Annotated in this window: 18 protein-coding genes; 3 read left to right on the top strand and 15 right to left on the bottom strand. The window is 58.5% G+C overall.

Features of this window, described 5'->3' with window-relative positions:
- Position 1 precedes the first annotated feature (1 nt).
- The 6 genes from pheT to thrS form a co-directional block, all read right to left on the bottom strand.
- Positions 2 to 2,380: a phenylalanine--tRNA ligase subunit beta gene (gene pheT / locus ACA064_RS08910; protein WP_497673027.1), complete on the bottom strand. Its 2,379-nt coding sequence runs from the start codon at positions 2,378 to 2,380 to the stop codon at positions 2 to 4.
- Positions 2,381 to 2,406: 26 nt separating this feature from the next.
- The gene (pheS, locus tag ACA064_RS08905; RefSeq protein ID WP_497673026.1) at positions 2,407 to 3,423 is read right to left on the bottom strand and encodes a phenylalanine--tRNA ligase subunit alpha; all 1,017 of its coding nucleotides are present in this window, start codon (positions 3,421 to 3,423) and stop codon (positions 2,407 to 2,409) included.
- 109 nt (positions 3,424 to 3,532) lie between these two features.
- Entirely contained in the window at positions 3,533 to 3,889 is a 357-nt protein-coding gene (gene rplT, locus ACA064_RS08900) for a 50S ribosomal protein L20 (protein ID WP_007905879.1), read from the bottom strand.
- A gap of 29 nt (positions 3,890 to 3,918) precedes the next feature.
- On the bottom strand, positions 3,919 to 4,113 hold the full coding sequence (rpmI, locus tag ACA064_RS08895) for a 50S ribosomal protein L35 (RefSeq protein WP_003442181.1): 195 nt from the start codon (positions 4,111 to 4,113) through the stop codon (positions 3,919 to 3,921).
- A gap of 60 nt (positions 4,114 to 4,173) precedes the next feature.
- Positions 4,174 to 4,725 carry a translation initiation factor IF-3 gene (gene infC, locus ACA064_RS08890; RefSeq protein WP_170827566.1) on the bottom strand — a complete coding sequence of 184 codons (552 nt, stop codon included), beginning with the start codon at positions 4,723 to 4,725 and terminating at the stop codon, positions 4,174 to 4,176.
- Positions 4,725 to 6,647, bottom strand: coding sequence for a threonine--tRNA ligase (gene thrS, locus ACA064_RS08885; protein ID WP_497673025.1), 1,923 nt, complete (start codon positions 6,645 to 6,647; stop codon positions 4,725 to 4,727). The genes infC and thrS overlap by 1 nt, the downstream gene beginning before the upstream one ends.
- A 387-nt stretch (positions 6,648 to 7,034) precedes the next feature.
- Between thrS and ACA064_RS08880 the strand changes: the two genes are divergently transcribed.
- A complete protein-coding gene (locus tag ACA064_RS08880) occupies positions 7,035 to 7,334 on the top strand; it encodes a hypothetical protein (RefSeq protein WP_497673024.1) in 300 nt (99 codons plus the stop codon).
- A 292-nt stretch (positions 7,335 to 7,626) separates the two neighbouring features.
- Positions 7,627 to 7,839 (top strand): cold-shock protein, encoded by a 213-nt coding sequence (locus tag ACA064_RS08875; RefSeq protein ID WP_047571823.1) that lies wholly within the window; start codon positions 7,627 to 7,629, stop codon positions 7,837 to 7,839.
- A gap of 72 nt (positions 7,840 to 7,911) precedes the next feature.
- Here the strand turns inward: ACA064_RS08875 and ACA064_RS08870 are convergent, their stop codons facing one another.
- Together ACA064_RS08870 and ACA064_RS08865 are read right to left on the bottom strand one after the other, a co-directional pair.
- A complete protein-coding gene (locus ACA064_RS08870; RefSeq protein WP_497673023.1) occupies positions 7,912 to 8,223 on the bottom strand; it encodes an I78 family peptidase inhibitor in 312 nt (103 codons plus the stop codon).
- Positions 8,224 to 8,389: 166 nt separating this feature from the next.
- The gene (locus ACA064_RS08865) at positions 8,390 to 8,695 is read right to left on the bottom strand and encodes a hypothetical protein (protein WP_497673022.1); all 306 of its coding nucleotides are present in this window, start codon (positions 8,693 to 8,695) and stop codon (positions 8,390 to 8,392) included.
- Positions 8,696 to 8,863: 168 nt separating this feature from the next.
- Between ACA064_RS08865 and ACA064_RS08860 the strand changes: the two genes are divergently transcribed.
- The gene (locus tag ACA064_RS08860; RefSeq protein WP_497673021.1) at positions 8,864 to 9,076 is read left to right on the top strand and encodes a hypothetical protein; all 213 of its coding nucleotides are present in this window, start codon (positions 8,864 to 8,866) and stop codon (positions 9,074 to 9,076) included.
- Positions 9,077 to 9,109: 33 nt separating this feature from the next.
- Here ACA064_RS08860 and ACA064_RS08855 read toward each other — a convergent pair whose 3' ends face one another.
- From ACA064_RS08855 to ACA064_RS08825, 7 genes are read right to left on the bottom strand one after another with little or no spacing between them, the layout of a single operon-like run.
- Positions 9,110 to 10,138: a nucleoside hydrolase gene (locus ACA064_RS08855; protein WP_497673020.1), complete on the bottom strand. Its 1,029-nt coding sequence runs from the start codon at positions 10,136 to 10,138 to the stop codon at positions 9,110 to 9,112.
- A 45-nt stretch (positions 10,139 to 10,183) separates the two neighbouring features.
- Positions 10,184 to 10,588, bottom strand: a complete 405-nt coding sequence (rbsD, locus tag ACA064_RS08850; RefSeq protein ID WP_497673019.1) for a D-ribose pyranase — start codon at positions 10,586 to 10,588, stop codon at positions 10,184 to 10,186.
- The gene (gene rbsK / locus ACA064_RS08845; protein ID WP_497673018.1) at positions 10,585 to 11,502 is read right to left on the bottom strand and encodes a ribokinase; all 918 of its coding nucleotides are present in this window, start codon (positions 11,500 to 11,502) and stop codon (positions 10,585 to 10,587) included. Before rbsK ends, rbsD begins: the two co-directional genes overlap by 4 nt.
- Before the next feature lie 23 nt (positions 11,503 to 11,525).
- Complete coding sequence (locus ACA064_RS08840) at positions 11,526 to 12,545, bottom strand: LacI family DNA-binding transcriptional regulator (protein WP_497673017.1); 1,020 nt, start codon at positions 12,543 to 12,545, stop codon at positions 11,526 to 11,528.
- Between the two features lie 3 nt (positions 12,546 to 12,548).
- Positions 12,549 to 13,526: an ABC transporter permease gene (locus tag ACA064_RS08835; RefSeq protein WP_497673016.1), complete on the bottom strand. Its 978-nt coding sequence runs from the start codon at positions 13,524 to 13,526 to the stop codon at positions 12,549 to 12,551.
- Positions 13,523 to 15,076, bottom strand: coding sequence for a sugar ABC transporter ATP-binding protein (locus ACA064_RS08830; protein ID WP_497673015.1), 1,554 nt, complete (start codon positions 15,074 to 15,076; stop codon positions 13,523 to 13,525). The genes ACA064_RS08835 and ACA064_RS08830 overlap by 4 nt, the downstream gene beginning before the upstream one ends.
- Before the next feature lie 57 nt (positions 15,077 to 15,133).
- Positions 15,134 to 16,090, bottom strand: a complete 957-nt coding sequence (locus ACA064_RS08825; RefSeq protein ID WP_497673014.1) for a sugar ABC transporter substrate-binding protein — start codon at positions 16,088 to 16,090, stop codon at positions 15,134 to 15,136.
- Between the last annotated feature and the right edge of the window lie 3 nt (positions 16,091 to 16,093).

Here is a 16,093-nt window from a genome sequence, read left to right as displayed (position 1 = left end):
GTCACTTCCTTAACGTGGCGTTCAACCTTTGTTCGAGCGAGGTGAGGATGTTTTGCGTCGTGGTATTCACCTCATCGTCATTAAGAGTGCGCGATGGATGCTGCCAGGTCAAGCCAACTGCAAGGCTTTTTCTATGCGGATCAATGCCTTTACCCTGATACACGTCAAATAGCCTGAGGTCTGTCAGCCACTCGCCTGCATTTTCACGGATTACGTCCAGTACGGCACTGGCTGCAACGTCTTTGTCGGCCACCAGCGCAAGATCACGACGCACTTCAGGAAAACGCGATAACTCCTGGAATTTCGGCATTTTGCCCAATGCCACTTCGGCCAGAACCAGCTCGAAAACGAAGACCGGACGGTCGAGACCGAGGGTTTTCGATAATTCAGGGTGGATAGCGCCGACGTAACCGACTTCGCGACCTTCACGCTCGATGCGCGCTGTTTGGCCCGGGTGCAGCGCAGGGTGTTTACCCGGCACGAAACTGAACGAGTCCAGTGCGCCGGCAAAGCCCAGCACCGCTTCCACGTCGGCTTTGATGTCGAAGAAGTCCACGACATCGCGACCTTGTGCCCAGCCTTCCGGCAGACGGCTACCGCAGACGACACCGGCCAGCATCGGCTCTTGCTTCAGGCCTTCGAGCTGACCAACGAAGCGTAGCCCGCTTTCGAACAGGCGCACGCGATCCTGTTGACGGTTCAGGTTGTGCTGAAGTGCCTTGACCAGACCTGGCCACAGCGACGAGCGCATGGCGGCCATGTCGTTGGAAATCGGGTTGGCCAGCAACAGCGGCTCGACGCCCGGGCTGAACAGCTCGAACTGTTTCGGATCGATGAAGCTGTAGGTGATCGCTTCCTGGTAACCACGGGCCACCAGCAGGCGACGCAACTCAGGCAGATCGCTTCGCGCTTCGGCCTTGGCTTGCGGCGCCAGACGGGCTTGCGGGTAGCGGACCGGCAGACGGTTGTAGCCGTACAGACGGGCCAGCTCTTCGATCAGGTCGACTTCGAGGCTGATATCGAAGCGGAAGCTCGGCACTTCCACGCGCCACTGCCCTGCCCCATCGGCGGAAATCTTCAAGCCCAAAGCGCTGAGCAGACGCTCGATTTCGGCCGGGTCCATTTCCAGGCCGAGCATCTGGGTGATGCGCTGGGCCCGCAGGGTAACCGGTGCAATCGACGGCAGATGCTGTTCGCTGACGGTTTCGATGATCGGGCCGGCTTCGCCGCCAGTGATTTCCAGCAGCAGGCCGGTGGCGCGCTCCATGGCTTCACGGGCCAGTTGCCAGTCCACGCCACGCTCGTAGCGGTGCGAAGCGTCGGTATGCAGGCCGTAGGAGCGGGCCTTGCCAGCGATGGCAATCTGGTCGAAGAACGCGCTTTCGAGGAATACATCACGAGTAGTCGCGGACACACCGCTGTGCTCGCCACCCATCACGCCGGCAATCGCCAGGGCGCGGGAGTGGTCGGCGATCACCAGGGTATCGCTACGCAGGCTGACTTCCTGACCGTCGAGCAATACCAGCTTCTCGCCTTCTTCGGCCATGCGCACGCGGATGCCGCCATTGATTTCAGCGAGATCGAAAGCGTGCAGCGGTTGACCCAGTTCCAGCATCACGTAGTTGGTGATGTCGACGGCAGCATCGATGCTGCGCACGTCGGAACGACGCAGACGCTCGATCATCCACAGCGGCGTAGGTTTTGTCAGATCGACGTTACGGATAACGCGCCCCAGGTAACGCGGGCAAGCGGCCGGCGCCAGGACTTCGATCGAGCGCACTTCATCGTGCACGGGGGGTACGCCAGCAACTTCCGGGCGCGTCACTTCCGCAGCGTACAGCGCGCTGACTTCACGGGCCAGACCGGCCACGGACAGGCAGTCGCCGCGGTTCGGGGTCAGGTCGACCTCGATGCTGGCGTCGTCCAGTTTCAGGTACTCACGAATGTCCAGACCCACCGGCGCATCGGCCGGCAATTCCATCAGGCCGTCGTTGCCTTCACCGACTTGCAGCTCGACCTGCGAGCACAGCATGCCGTTGGACTCGACGCCCCGCAGCTTGGCTTTCTTGATTTTGAAGTCGCCTGGCAGTTCGGCCCCGATCATGGCGAACGGGATCTTCAGGCCCGGGCGCACGTTGGGCGCACCGCACACTACCTGGAAGGTCTCCGCGCCATTGCTGACCTGGCAAACGCGCAACTTGTCAGCGTCCGGGTGCTGCTCGGTGCTCAGCACTTCGCCCACTACCACGCCACTGAATTCACCGGCGGCCGGCGTAACGCTATCGACCTCAAGACCGGCCATCGACAGACGAGCAACCAGCTCGTCGCGACTTACCTGCGGGTTTACCCAACCACGCAGCCATTGTTCACTGAATTTCATCCTGCTCTCCTAAGAATTCGTTACGACTAGCGAAATTGCGCGAGGAACCGCAAGTCGTTGTCGAAGAACAGACGCAAGTCGTTCACGCCGTAACGCAGCATGGCCAGACGCTCAACGCCCATGCCGAAGGCAAAGCCCGAGAACTCTTCCGGGTCGATCCCGGACATGCGCAGCACGTTCGGGTGAACCATGCCGCAGCCCATGACTTCCAGCCAGCCAGTCTGTTTGCAGACGCGGCAGCCTTTACCGCTGCACATCACGCACTCCATGTCGACTTCGGCGGATGGCTCGGTGAAGGGGAAGAACGATGGACGGAAACGCACTGCCAGTTCTTTTTCGAAGAACACGCGCAGGAATTCCTCGATGGTCCCTTTCAGGTCGGCGAAGTTGATATCGCGGTCGACCAGCAGGCCTTCGACCTGGTGGAACATCGGGGAGTGGGTGATATCCGAGTCGCAACGATAAACACGGCCTGGGCAGACGATGCGGATCGGCGGCTGTTGCGTTTCCATGGTGCGGACCTGTACCGGCGAGGTATGGGTGCGCAACAACATGTTCGCATTGAAATAGAAGGTGTCATGCATCGCACGGGCCGGGTGATGGCCTGGGATGTTGAGCGCTTCGAAGTTGTGGTGATCGTCTTCGACCTCAGGGCCTTCGGCGATGCCGTAGCCGATATGGGTGAAAAACTGTTCGATACGTTCCAGAGTCCGGGTAACCGGATGCAGACCACCCGAGGTCTGGCCGCGGCCAGGCAGGGTCACGTCAATGGACTCGGCGGACAGTTTGGCGGCTAGATCAGCCTCTTCAAACAACGCCTTGCGCGCATTGAGAACCTCTGTGACACGCTCCTTGGCAACGTTGATCAGCGCGCCGAACTGCGGACGCTCCTCTGCCGGCAAATTCCCCAGGGTCTTCATCACCTGAGTCAATTCGCCCTTCTTGCCAAGGTATTGAACCCGGATTTGCTCCAGGGCATTGATATCTTCAGCGCTTTGCACAGCCTCTAGAGCTTGAGAGACCAGCGCGTCCAGGTTTTCCATGTACAGACTCCAGATACAAAATAGGGGAAGAGCTTGAAGGCTCTTCCCCTATTTATGACGTTTAACACCTGGCCCCACAGAGGTGAAGCCGGGTGACTGTCGGGGGTACTTAAGCCAAGGTGGCTTTAGCTTTCTCGACAATCGCAGCAAACGCCGCTTTTTCGTTCACTGCCAGATCAGCCAGAACCTTACGGTCGATCTCGATGGACGCTTTTTTCAGGCCGGCAATGAAACGGCTGTAGGACAGACCGTTGATACGTGCACCAGCGTTGATACGAGCGATCCACAGAGCGCGGAACTGACGTTTTTTCTGACGACGGTCACGGTAGGCGTATTGGCCTGCCTTGATTACCGCTTGCTTGGCAACACGGAATACGCGCGAGCGAGCGCCGTAGTAGCCTTTAGCAAGTTTCAGAATTTTTTTGTGACGTTTACGGGCAATGACGCCACGCTTTACACGAGCCATGAGTTACTTCCTCTATTCTTAACCAAAAATTAGCAAAGGCGCAGCATACGCTTGACTTTTGCAACGTCGGACGGGTGCAGCAAGCTGCTACCGCGCAATTGACGCTTACGCTTAGTCGACATTTTGGTCAGGATGTGGCTCTTGAAAGCGTGTTTGTGCTTGATACCGTTAGCAGTTTTCAGAAACCGCTTAGCAGCACCACTTTTAGTCTTCATCTTTGGCATGTTCGGATACTCCGCATTCAGTTGATAAACATAACCGTAAGGCCTGCCGTGCCCTGGTGGTTATTTCTTCTTTTTCGGGGCGATGACCATGATCAGTTGGCGTCCTTCCATCTTAGGATGCTGTTCGACCGAACCGTACTCCAGCAGGTCAGCTTCAACCCGCTTGAGGAGTTCCATCCCCAGCTCCTGGTGGGCCATCTCACGACCGCGGAATCTCAACGATACCTTGGCCCTGTCCCCGTCACTCAGGAAACGTACCAGGTTGCGCAGTTTTACCTGGTAATCCCCTTCCTCCGTCCCTGGACGAAACTTGATTTCTTTAACCTGAATCTGCTTCTGGTTTTTCTTGGCCGCGGCAACCTGCTTCTTCTTCTCGAAGATCGATTTGCCGTAGTCCATCAGTTTGCAAACAGGGGGTACTGCATCGGCGGAAATCTCCACCAGATCCAGTTTGGCCTCTTCAGCCTTAAGAAGCGCGTCTTCAATTGACACAATCCCAAGCTGTTCACCTTCAGCCCCAATTAACCGAACCTCGCGTGCCGAGATATTCTCGTTGATCGGGGCTTTCGGTGCAGCTCGTTTATCTTGTCTCATTTCACGCTTAATAGTAATTACTCCGAATCTGGGCGACCACGCCGGGAAACCGCTTGCGCGAGGAACTCAGCGAACTGGGCGACGGGCATCGAGCCCAGGTCAGCACCTTCACGAGTACGCACAGCGACAGTCTGCATCTCGACTTCCCGATCCCCGATAACCAAGAGATAAGGAACCTTGAGCAAAGTATGCTCGCGGATTTTAAAGCCGATCTTTTCATTTCTCAAGTCAGACTTGGCACGAAATCCGCTTTGATTGAGAGTTTTTTCAACCTCAGCGGCAAAATCTGCCTGTTTATCAGTGATATTCATGATCACTGCCTGAGTCGGAGCCAGCCACGCAGGGAACGCGCCCTCGTAATGCTCGATCAGGATCCCGACGAAACGTTCGAAGGAACCGAGGATCGCCCGGTGCAACATAACCGGGTGCTTGCGACTGTTGTCTTCGGAGACGTATTCGGCTCCCAGACGGATCGGCAGGTTAAAATCGAGCTGCAGGGTACCACACTGCCAGACGCGGCCAAGGCAATCTTTCAGCGAAAACTCGATCTTCGGACCGTAGAAAGCACCCTCGCCCGGCTGCAGATCGTACGGCAGGCCCGCACTATCAAGGGCTGCGGCCAGTGCAGCTTCGGCGCGATCCCACAGCTCGTCGGAACCGACACGTTTTTCCGGACGAGTGGACAGTTTCAGCTCGATGTCTTTGAAGCCGAAATCGGCGTAGACATCCAGCGTCAGCTTGATGAACGCTGCGGACTCGGCCTGCATCTGCTCTTCAGTACAGAAGATGTGCGCATCGTCCTGGGTGAAGGCGCGCACGCGCATGATGCCGTGCAGTGCACCCGACGGCTCGTTGCGGTGGCAGGCACCGAACTCGGCCAGACGCATCGGCAGCTCGCGGTAGCTTTTCAGGCCTTGATTGAACACCTGCACGTGGCACGGGCAGTTCATCGGCTTGATGGCGTAGTCACGGTTTTCCGACTGGGTGGTGAACATGTTGTCGGCGTAGTTGGCCCAATGCCCGGACTTCTCCCACAGGCTGCGGTCAACGACCTGCGGAGTCTTGATCTCCAGGTAGCCGTTTTCGCGCTGAACCTGGCGCATGTACTGCTCCAGCACCTGATACAGGGTCCAGCCGTTCGGGTGCCAGAACACCATGCCCGGGGATTCTTCCTGGATATGGAACAGGCCCAGACGCTTGCCAAGCTTGCGGTGATCGCGCTTTTCAGCTTCTTCGATCCGCTGGATGTAGGCCGCCAGCTGCTTCTTGTCGGCCCATGCGGTGCCGTAGACACGCTGCAATTGCTCGTTTTTCGCATCGCCGCGCCAGTAGGCGCCGGACAGCTTGGTCAGTTTGAAGGACTTCAGGAAGCGCGTATTCGGCACGTGCGGACCACGGCACATGTCGACGTATTCTTCGTGATAGTACAGGCCCATGGCCTGCTCGTTCGGCATGTCTTCGACCAGGCGCAGCTTGTAGTCTTCGCCGCGAGCGCTGAACACGTCGATCACTTCGGCACGCGGAGTGACTTTCTTGATCACGTCGTAATCTTTTTCGATCAGCTGATGCATGCGCTGTTCGATGGCCGTCAGGTCGTCCGGAGTAAAAGGACGCTCGAAGGCGATGTCGTAATAGAAGCCTTCATCGATGACCGGACCGATGACCATCTTCGCTGTCGGGTACAGCTGCTTGACCGCGTGGCCAATCAGGTGGGCGCAAGAGTGGCGAATGATCTCCAGCCCCTCTTCATCCTTTGGCGTGATGATTTGCAGAGTGACGTCGCTGTCGATCACGTCACTGGCATCGACCAGCTTGCCATTGACCTTACCGGCCACGGTGGCCTTGGCCAGACCGGCACCAATGGATGCGGCGACCTCGGCTACGGAAACCGGATGATCGAAGGAACGTTGACTGCCGTCGGGAAGAGTAATAGTTGGCATGGCGCCTCCTCTCCTAGTGGTGACCCCTACCAAAGGTCACGTGGGTTGGGATGAGCCAGTACAAGATTCGGTCCAGGCCATTCAATAACGAACGCCTGCCGTACAGCGGCAGGAGCCTTGCGGCCAACCGGAAAACCGAACCAGAGTGACTGGAGTTCAAATCAGGATTATCAGGGTGCTGACCGCTACCGGGACGAAATGCCATCCGGAGCCTGAAAACACTCAAGCCGGGCATGCTAGCACAGATGAACGGTACTGGCGCCGCAGTGGCCTTGCGCTGGCGTAATTTGCCTGATTTTGTGCAAGAGTGCTGAACTTGAGCTGCACTTCAAGCCTCAGATACAGAGAACCGTACTCTGCCCCATCGACCACAAGGAGCATCCCAGCATGCGTCTGAATCGTTTTTTCGCCATTGCTGCGCCCATCATCCTGTTACTGCCGCTGACCGCCAATGCCGCATGGCCCAAGGGCGAGCGTGAAAAGTACATGGCTCAATGCACCCAGGCCGCAGGATCCCAAGAAGGGATCAGTCCCGCCACCGCCAAATCCCATTGCGCTTGCGGTGCCGACAAGATCGCTTCTTACGACGCCAAGGACCTTCAGGCGCTGATGGACAACAAGGCCAGCGTCGATTTGCAAAACAAGGCGCTGGCGGCGATTTCGACCTGCAAAGTGCAGAAAAAATAAGCGCCTGATGAGCTTTTCAAGCGGTTTTTTACCGGTGAACTGACCGTAAAAACAGCTTTGCCCTACAAAATATTCAGCTTTTACAGCTTTTTTTATCGTCTTTATTTTCAGCTGAAAGCCCCTGAACACGGGGCCTCCAGCCGATAAAGGCGATAAAGGAAACGCAACTGATCGGCAAACGGTACGCCTAGGGGGCTCCCAAGTCGAACATTTCGACTATGATACCCCGGTGTGCCCAGTTGGCCTGAGCAGCACAGCACTACTGAAAATATATGTTTCTTGGAGATACACCATGTCTAATCGCCAAACCGGCACCGTAAAATGGTTCAACGATGAAAAAGGCTTCGGCTTCATCACTCCTCAAGGTGGCGGTGACGACCTGTTCGTACACTTCAAAGCTATCGAAAGCGACGGTTTCAAAAGCCTGAAAGAAGGCCAGACTGTTTCCTTCGTGGCTGCGAAAGGCCAAAAAGGTATGCAAGCTGAGCAAGTTCGCGCTGAGTAATTTCTCCGCGAGCTAAAAAAACCCCGTCCATGTGACGGGGTTTTTTATGGGCGCAACAAAAGCCTGGAACGATCAGCCGCAGTTGACGCGATTGATCAGCAGGTTGGCATCGGTATTGAGATTCAGGCGATCGGAGCGGTACTCCAGCGTCACCATGTCATTCGGCTTGAGGATTCGCGCGTTCTGCGCACCCGAGCGCGTACGGGCCTGTTCCAGCAACTCAGGCGAAGCCTTCTTGCCGAGGGCGAACTGCGCCGCCTCGGAGTCACAGCTACTGTGTCCGGTCTCGGTCGCCACAGGGTCTTTTGCCGATTCGGCGGTACTGCAGCCGGTCAGGATGACTGCTGCCAACAAGGTACCGAATGACGCGAGCTTCCAAGGCATGAAGCCTCCTTTTTTCAAAAAAAATAAGCAGAGATCGTGCGACAGCTGATTTGGCTGTTGATTTCGACAACAGCCCTGGCAGTACCCGCAACTATCAGCGCGCCAGTCTGCCTCAGCCGGCACAGGGTTTTCACGACTCAATCGTGACTGAATATGAACAACGCCCTCAGTAGACGTCAATGTATTCGAATGGAGGGTTGGGCCAGTTCTGCTGCAATGCGTTGAAAATCTGCATCACCCAGACCGCGTCGCTGGCAGCGACCGCACCGACATAGCCCGAGCCCTTCGCCCAGGTCTCCAGACGAAACAACAGATCCTCAGTATCGGTACCACCGACGATGCCTGAAGAAATGTAGGCGACACCACCCTTGGTGACCCGCAGTTGGGTGTGCTTATCGTCACTGGCCGAAGCCAGCAGTTGACGCACAGCCTCCAGGGTCAAGCCGTCAGGGGTATTCAAATGGATCTGCACAGCGCGGTCCCCTTGGTAAATTCTCAAAGCCCAAGTGTCGCATAGCCCTCCTCTCATGCCTAAGTTGGAGTGCGAAAAACCTCGCAAGATGTTTAACTCAGCACAGCCCAAACCTCTCGGATCGACGACCAGGCCTTGGGCGGCCTATTCAGACTTCGCGAGTTCATCATGACAACCGTAAGCATCGACGCCGACATCAAAGCCAAATGGTCTCTGGGCCACTGTTCCTATAGCCCCGGCAGCCCGGAAGAGTTGGCGATCATCAGTATCGACCTGTTGGTCAAGGAACTGGGGGCGCAGGCAGCCCAGGTGTTCATCGCGCAGATATTCGAGAAATACCCAAGCAAACATATGGGAGCGTCCCACACGGAAAGGGTGTAACACCCCGCAGGCTGGCACCCACGGGGCTGAAGCTTACTTGAGGCGGGCCAGACGCGCCGTCAGCAAGTCGAAGAAGCCTTGGGCATCGCCGCTTTCGACCCAGAACACGTTCTTTTCCTGTTTCAGACCATCGTGCCAGTCGACGATGGTCTGGCCGAAGGTCGGTCCTTCGCGGCTGTCGACCACCATGTTCACCTGTCGGCCGCTGAACAACTGCGGCTTGAGCAGATAAGCGATGACAGTAGCGTCATGCACCGGGCCACCCGACATGCCGTAATGTTCCATATCGACTTTGACGTATTCGTTGAGAATATCCCCCACCACCTTGCTGGCATGGTTGCCCAACGCCGCGATCTGCTGCAGACGCGCTTCGCTGGTCAGTACCTTGTGGGTCACGTCCAGCGGCAGGTAGATCAGCTTGACGCCGCTCTTGAGGACCACTTCAGCCGCCTGCGGATCGGCGAACAGATTGAACTCGGCGACCGGGGTGATATTGCCACCGTTGAAGTGCGCGCCACCCATGACCACCACTTCCTTGATGCCCTGGGTAATATCCGGCGCCTGAATCAGCGCCAGCGCCAGGTTGGTCTGCGGCCCAAGCATGGCGATGGTGATGCTCCGGGGTTTGGCGGCGCGCAGGGTGTCGATCAGGTAGTTGACCGCGTTGCCTTCGGCCAGGCCGGCCTTGGGCTCGTGCACCGTGACACCCGAGATGCCTTCCTTGCCGTGAATGTTCTCGGCGTAGATCGGCGTGCGCAACAAGGGCTTCGGCGCCCCCGCATACACCGGCACTTCTTCGCGCCCCGCCCACTCGCGGGCCAGTCGCGCATTGCGTGAGGTCTTGTCGAGCCGCACATTCCCGGCGACGGTGGTGAGCGCGCGAATGTTCAGCTCCTCAGGCGAAGCCAGGGCAAACAACAAGGCCACGACGTCATCGGCACCTGGATCGGTGTCGATGATCAGATCCATTTTTTCCGCCGCCTGGGCGCTTGTAGCGGTGATCAATGACAAAAGCAGCAGACTCCGGAGCAAGTGTTGAAGTATCTGAGCATAGCGGTGCATGGCGCACTCCTTGTGCGTGAGAAATTCAAGCTGAAATACAGCGGTCTAAAAGGTCACTCCCGCGACCAGCACAATGTTGCAGTACGGCTGACATTCGCCGGTACGCACCACCGCACGGGCTTGTCGGCTGAGGGTTTTGAATGCTTCGTGACTGAGCAACGTGCGCTGGCCCAATGCAGCCTTGGCCGTCAGCTCGTCAATCACTTGCAGCGCGGGCGGCTGCTTGAGCAGGATTTCTTCGGCCAGCACATGGCTTTCCACCTGCATTTCGCTGAGCACGACCTGCAAGGTGCTGACGAAGTCCGGAATACCTTTGGTCAACGCCAGGTCGATCAACTCGACCCCGGGCGGCACTGGCAAACCGGCATCGCCGATCACCACCATATCGCCATGACCCAGAGAGGCGATCAAGCGCGACAAGGCGATGTTGAGCAATGGCGTCTTTTTCATGAGGGGCTAAAGGCCTGTACGTCGGACAAGGTTGGAATGGAGGGTTGTGCGCCCGCTCGAGTGACCGACAGTGCGGCCGCGATCTGGCCAAAGCGAATGGCCTCGGCCTCGCTTTTGCCGGCCGCCAGTGCCGCGGCAAAACCTCCGACGAAGGTGTCACCCGCTGCTGTGGTGTCGAGCGCCTTGACCTTCGGCGCCGGGAAATGCTCGAAACCCTGCCCATTGGCGAACAACGAACCCTGGGCTCCTAGGGTAACGATGACTTTGCCGGCGCCCGCGGTAATCAGTCGACTCGCGGCGGCTTCGGCGGTTTGCAGCGAATCTACCGGCAAACCGCTCAGGGCCGACGCCTCGCTTTCATTGGGAATCAGATAATCAATGGATGAATACCAGTCGGCCGGCAACGGTCCGCTTGCGGGGGCCGGATTGAGAATCACGGTCTTGTCCAGTTCCCGACCGCGCTTGAGGGTGTAACCGACGGTCTGCATCGGCACTTCGAGCTGGCAGATGATCACATCGGCCGCTTGCAACACTGCGTCAAAACCCTTGACCACGTCGGATGCGAGCAGTCCATTGGCGCCCGCGACGATCACGATCGCGTTCTGACTGCTGTCATCGACCACGATCAACGCGATGCCACTGGAACCCTCGACTATGGTCACGGCCTGGCAGTCGATCTGCTCGGCCAGCAGCGCCGCTCGCAGTTGCTCGCCATAACCATCGCTGCCGACACAGCCGATCATCGAGACTTCAGCGCCCAGGCGCGCCGCAGCAACGGCCTGGTTGGCGCCCTTGCCGCCAGAAACCGTGGCGAACGACTCGCCTATCAGCGTTTCACCGGCTCGCGGCAACCGCTCGGCCCGAGTCACCAGGTCCATGTTCAGGCTGCCTACTACCACTACTTTTGCTGGCATACATCAATACTCATCAATTCGGTTCAGCGGAATTGGTCGAAGACGCCGGCCAGCGGCGCGGTCGACTCTCGCAAGACAATGCTGGGGGTCACGATGCGCTGATCGGTGACCAATTCGGGGGTCGCGATCCGCCGCAACAGGACTTGCGCGGCCATCTCGCCCAACTCGAGGATCGACTGGCCGACGGTGGTCAGTGCCGGATAGACATAACGGCTCATCTGGATATCGTCGAAGCCAATGACCGAGAGCTCGCTGGGCACTCGAATATTGCGTTCGGCTGCGGCACGCAACACGCCGATACCGATCATGTCGTTACCGGCGAATATCGCGCTGGGCGGATTACTTTCCAGAAGCCGAGCGGCAGCGCTGTAACCGCCGGTACTGGTGAAGTCGCTCTCGAGCATCCGCTCCTGCGGTACTTGCACCCCGGCCTCTTTCAGCGCCCGGCAATAACCGGCCAGACGCATCTGCGCCACGCTGGTATGGGCCGGACCACCGATACAGGCGATGTCCCGGTGGCCGAGGTCGAGCAGGTGTCGAGTCGCCAGATAGGCGCCGTATTCATGATCGATGCGCACCATGTCCGCATCGATCCCCTCCAGCCCCCGGTCGACTATCACCATCGGCGTGCGCACCGCGGCCAGACCGGCAGCCAGCCCGGCATCACCACCGGCCGAGGCGACGATCAAGCCATCGATGCGTTTTTCCAGCAGTACCCGCAGATAGCTGCGCTGCTTGTCCGGGTTGTCATCGGAGTTGCACAGAATCACGCAGTAGCCGTTCCGCTCGCAGTAATCCTCGATGCCCCGGGCTAATTCGGCGAAGTACGGGTTGAGGCTGTTGGGCACCAGCAAACCAATGGTCGCCGTGGTTTTCGCTTTCAACGAGCGGGCTACGGCACTGGGCACGTAGTCCAGGCTCTTGATCGCCGCCTCGACTTTGACCCTGACCTCTTCACTGACTGGCCGGGTCTTGTTCACCACATGCGAGACCGTGGTGTAGGAAATTCCGGCGAGCGCTGCTACATCTTTGATGGTTGCCATGACTCATGCCCGCCGACGTGCGCGCTGACTGCGATAAGTATCGAGCACCACTGCGACCACGATAACGGCGCCAGTAATGATGCGTTTGGTGGGTTCGGTCGCGCCGATTTGCGCGAGACCGGCAGCCAGTACGGAAATGATCAGTACGCCAAAAAAGGTACTGATAACCGAACCGCGTCCACCCATGAGACTGGTGCCACCGATGACCACCGCGGCGATGACTTGCAGTTCCAGGCCGGAACCGGCATTCGGGTCCGCCGCCTCCAGGCGAGAGATCTGGAACAGTGCCGCCACTCCGGCCAACAACCCCATCAGACTGAACACCAGGATCTTGTAGGGCTTTGGATTGATACCCGCCAGACGTACCGCTTCTTCGTTGGTACCAATGCCGATCAGGTAGCGCCCGAACACTGTGCGAGTCAACACTGCCTGAGCGATGAAGATGATCAATAAGGCAATGATGAACGACGGCGAAATCCCGAAGGCGATCGGGTTCGACAGCCAGGCAAAAGCATCGCCGATATAAGCGGTGCGCGAGCCGGTCATCTGGTAAGCCACGCCGCGAGCCATTTCCAGCACGCCCAGGGACACGATGAACGACGGAATCCGCCAGGCCACGGTGATCGAACCAGTGACAGTACCGGCCAGCGCCGCGACGGCCATGCCGAGCAAGGCTGCCGGCATGACGCTCCAGCCCCAGCCGAGGATCGCCACGCTGACCGCCGAAGCGGCCAGTGCCAACACTGAACCGACCGACAGGTCGATACCGCCAATGATCAGGACAAAGGTCATGCCGACGGCCAGGACCATCAAATCCGGAATCTGGTTGGCCAGGGTGCTGAAGGTGTCATAGGAGAGAAAATGACTGCTCAAGGTCGAGAACAGAGCAATCATCGCCAGCAAGGCCCCGGCCAGACCCAGATAAGTGCCCAGGCCGTAATAGTTGCCACTACGTTTGCTGGCAGAAAGTGCAGTTGTCATGGGATATCCCTAGGCGCCGCTTCATTGAGCAACGCATCACGTTTTTGGTAGCCGGCAAACGCGGCAGCAAGCAGTTCGTCCTGGGTCCAGCTGTCGCGTTCAAAGGTTTCGATCAAACGCCCGGCGGAAAGTACACCAATCCGGTCGCAGATCAGCATCAACTCGCGCAGATCGCTGGAAACCACCACCAACGCCTTGCCCTGACGGGTCAATTCGCCCAGCAAGCCATAGATGTCGAATTTGGCGCCGACGTCGATCCCGCGGGTCGGCTCGTCGAACAGCAGCACCGAACAATCGCGCTCAAGCCAGCGGCCGATCACCACTTTTTGTTGATTGCCACCCGACAGCTCGGACACCAACTGCGCCGGGCTCGAACTGCGAATGCGCATGGCGTCGATTTGCCGCTGGGCCAGGGCCGACTCGTCAGCTCCGTTGACGATGCCAGCGCTGGAAATCACCGGCATGTTGCCCAGGGCAATATTGGCGCTGATCGATTGAGTCAGCAGCAGGCCTTCGCCCTTGCGATCTTCAGTGATCAAGGCAATCCCGTGCCCGACCGCATCGGCTGGCGAGCGGATGCTCACCACCTGCGCCGGCGACCCCAGCGCGACGCTGCCGCTGTCTGCCGTGTCAGCACCGAAGATCAGGCGCAACAGTTCGGTGCGCCCTGCCCCGATCAGCCCGGAGATCCCAAAGATCTCGCCGCTGCGCACCTCGAAGGAGACGTCGCGGACCTTATCGGAACGACTGAGCCCTTTGACCGTCAAGGCTGCGGCGCCGATCTGGCGTGGACCCAGGTCGATGTGTTCGCCCAGTTCGCGGCCCACCATCAGGTTGACCAGTTGCTCACTGTTGTAATTGGCCATCGGCTCGACGCAGACCAGGCAACCGTCCCGCAGCACTGCAATGCGCTGGGCGACACGGGCCAGTTCTTCCAGGCGATGGGAGATATAAATGATCGCCACTCCGCGAGCTTGCAAGCGGGTGATCTGCTCGAAGAGCATTTCGACTTCGCGCGCGGTGAGCATCGCGGTCGGCTCGTCGAGGATCAACACATGGCAATCGCCAATCAGGTTGCGGGCGATTTCCACCATCTGCTGGTGGCCAATGCCCAACTCGCCGACCAGCGTATCCGGATCAATCGCATCCAGGCCGACCTGAGCCATCGCTTCAATGGCCGCCTTGCGCAATTGCTTGCGGTTGATCCAGCCGCCATGACTGGGCAGATTGTCGAGAAACAGGTTTTCGGCGACGGACAAGGTCGGCAGCAGGTTGAGTTCCTGCATGACCATGCGGATCCCCAGGCCTTCGGCTTGCGTGCGGCTTGCGGGACGGTAATCCTGACCCTGGAACTGCATCTGACCTGTGGTCGGAGTGACCAGGCCACCGATGATTTTCGACAGGGTACTTTTGCCGGCGCCGTTTTCACCGGTCAACGCCAGCACTTCACCGCGCATCAACGTCAGGTCGATGTCGGTCAGCACCGGCTGAGCATAAGTCTTGCCGATACCGCTGACCGAGAGGACAGCGTTCGGGGCGAAAACTGACATAAGAAACTCTCCATGCGCCCGCCCGGATGAGCGAGCGCCAGTGTGCCGCCGGGATGACTACTGGGTGACCAGTTCGACCGGAGTTTCGATCACGCCGTTGGTGCCGCCCTCGACCTTCTCACCCTTGAGGATTTTCAGCGCGGTTTCGATACCGAATACCGCCTGCCGGGCAGCAAACTGGTCTGCGGTCGCCAGGACACGGCCGTCTTTGAGCATCGGCTTGATGGCGTTGATGTTGTCGTAACCGACCACCTGGACTTTGCCCGCCTTGCCGGCTGCCCGTACTGCGGAAACAGCGCCGACTGCCATGCTGTCATTGCCGGCCAGCAGGGCCTTGAGGTTCGGGTATTCGCTCAGCATCGAGGAGGCGACCTGGTTACCTTTGTTGATTTCCCAGTCACCGGATTGCAGGGACACGACCTTGATCTGCGCCGCCTCCATCGCATCCTTGAAGCCCGCAGTGCGCGCCTGGGCATTGGTCGTGGTGGAAACACCTTCGATGATGCCGACTTCGTCACCGGCCTTCAGCTGCTTGGCCAGATAGTCACCGACCAGACGGGCGCCCTTGCGGTTATCCGGGCCCACGAACGGGACGCTGATGTTTTTGCTTTTGACGACCGCCGGGTCCAGTTGGTTATCGATGTTGATCACCGTGATACCGGCGTCGACCGCCTTCTTGATCACCGGCACCATGGCTTTCGAGTCGGCTGGCGCGATGATCAGCGCGTTGACTTTGGATACGATCATTTGCTCGACAATGCGGATCTGGTTGGCGGTGTCCGTTTCATCCTTGATTCCGTTGGAAATCAAATCGAAGTCTGCGGAGTGCTCTTTCTGGTAGGCCTTGGCGCCATCTTCCATAGTCAGGAAGAATTCATTGGCCAGGGATTTCATGACCAGGGCGACCTTGGGTTTTTCGGGCGTTTCGGCGAAGGCCGAGGAAAGCGGCAGCGCGGCGGATGCGGCTGCGAGCATAGCGACAGCAAGAAGACGTCCAGCGAATGGCAGCTTCATGGG

The organism is Pseudomonas sp. LBUM1658 (assembly GCF_059716055.1).
Note: the sequence above shows the minus strand (reverse complement) of the source record. Positions and strands in the feature narration are given on the sequence as shown.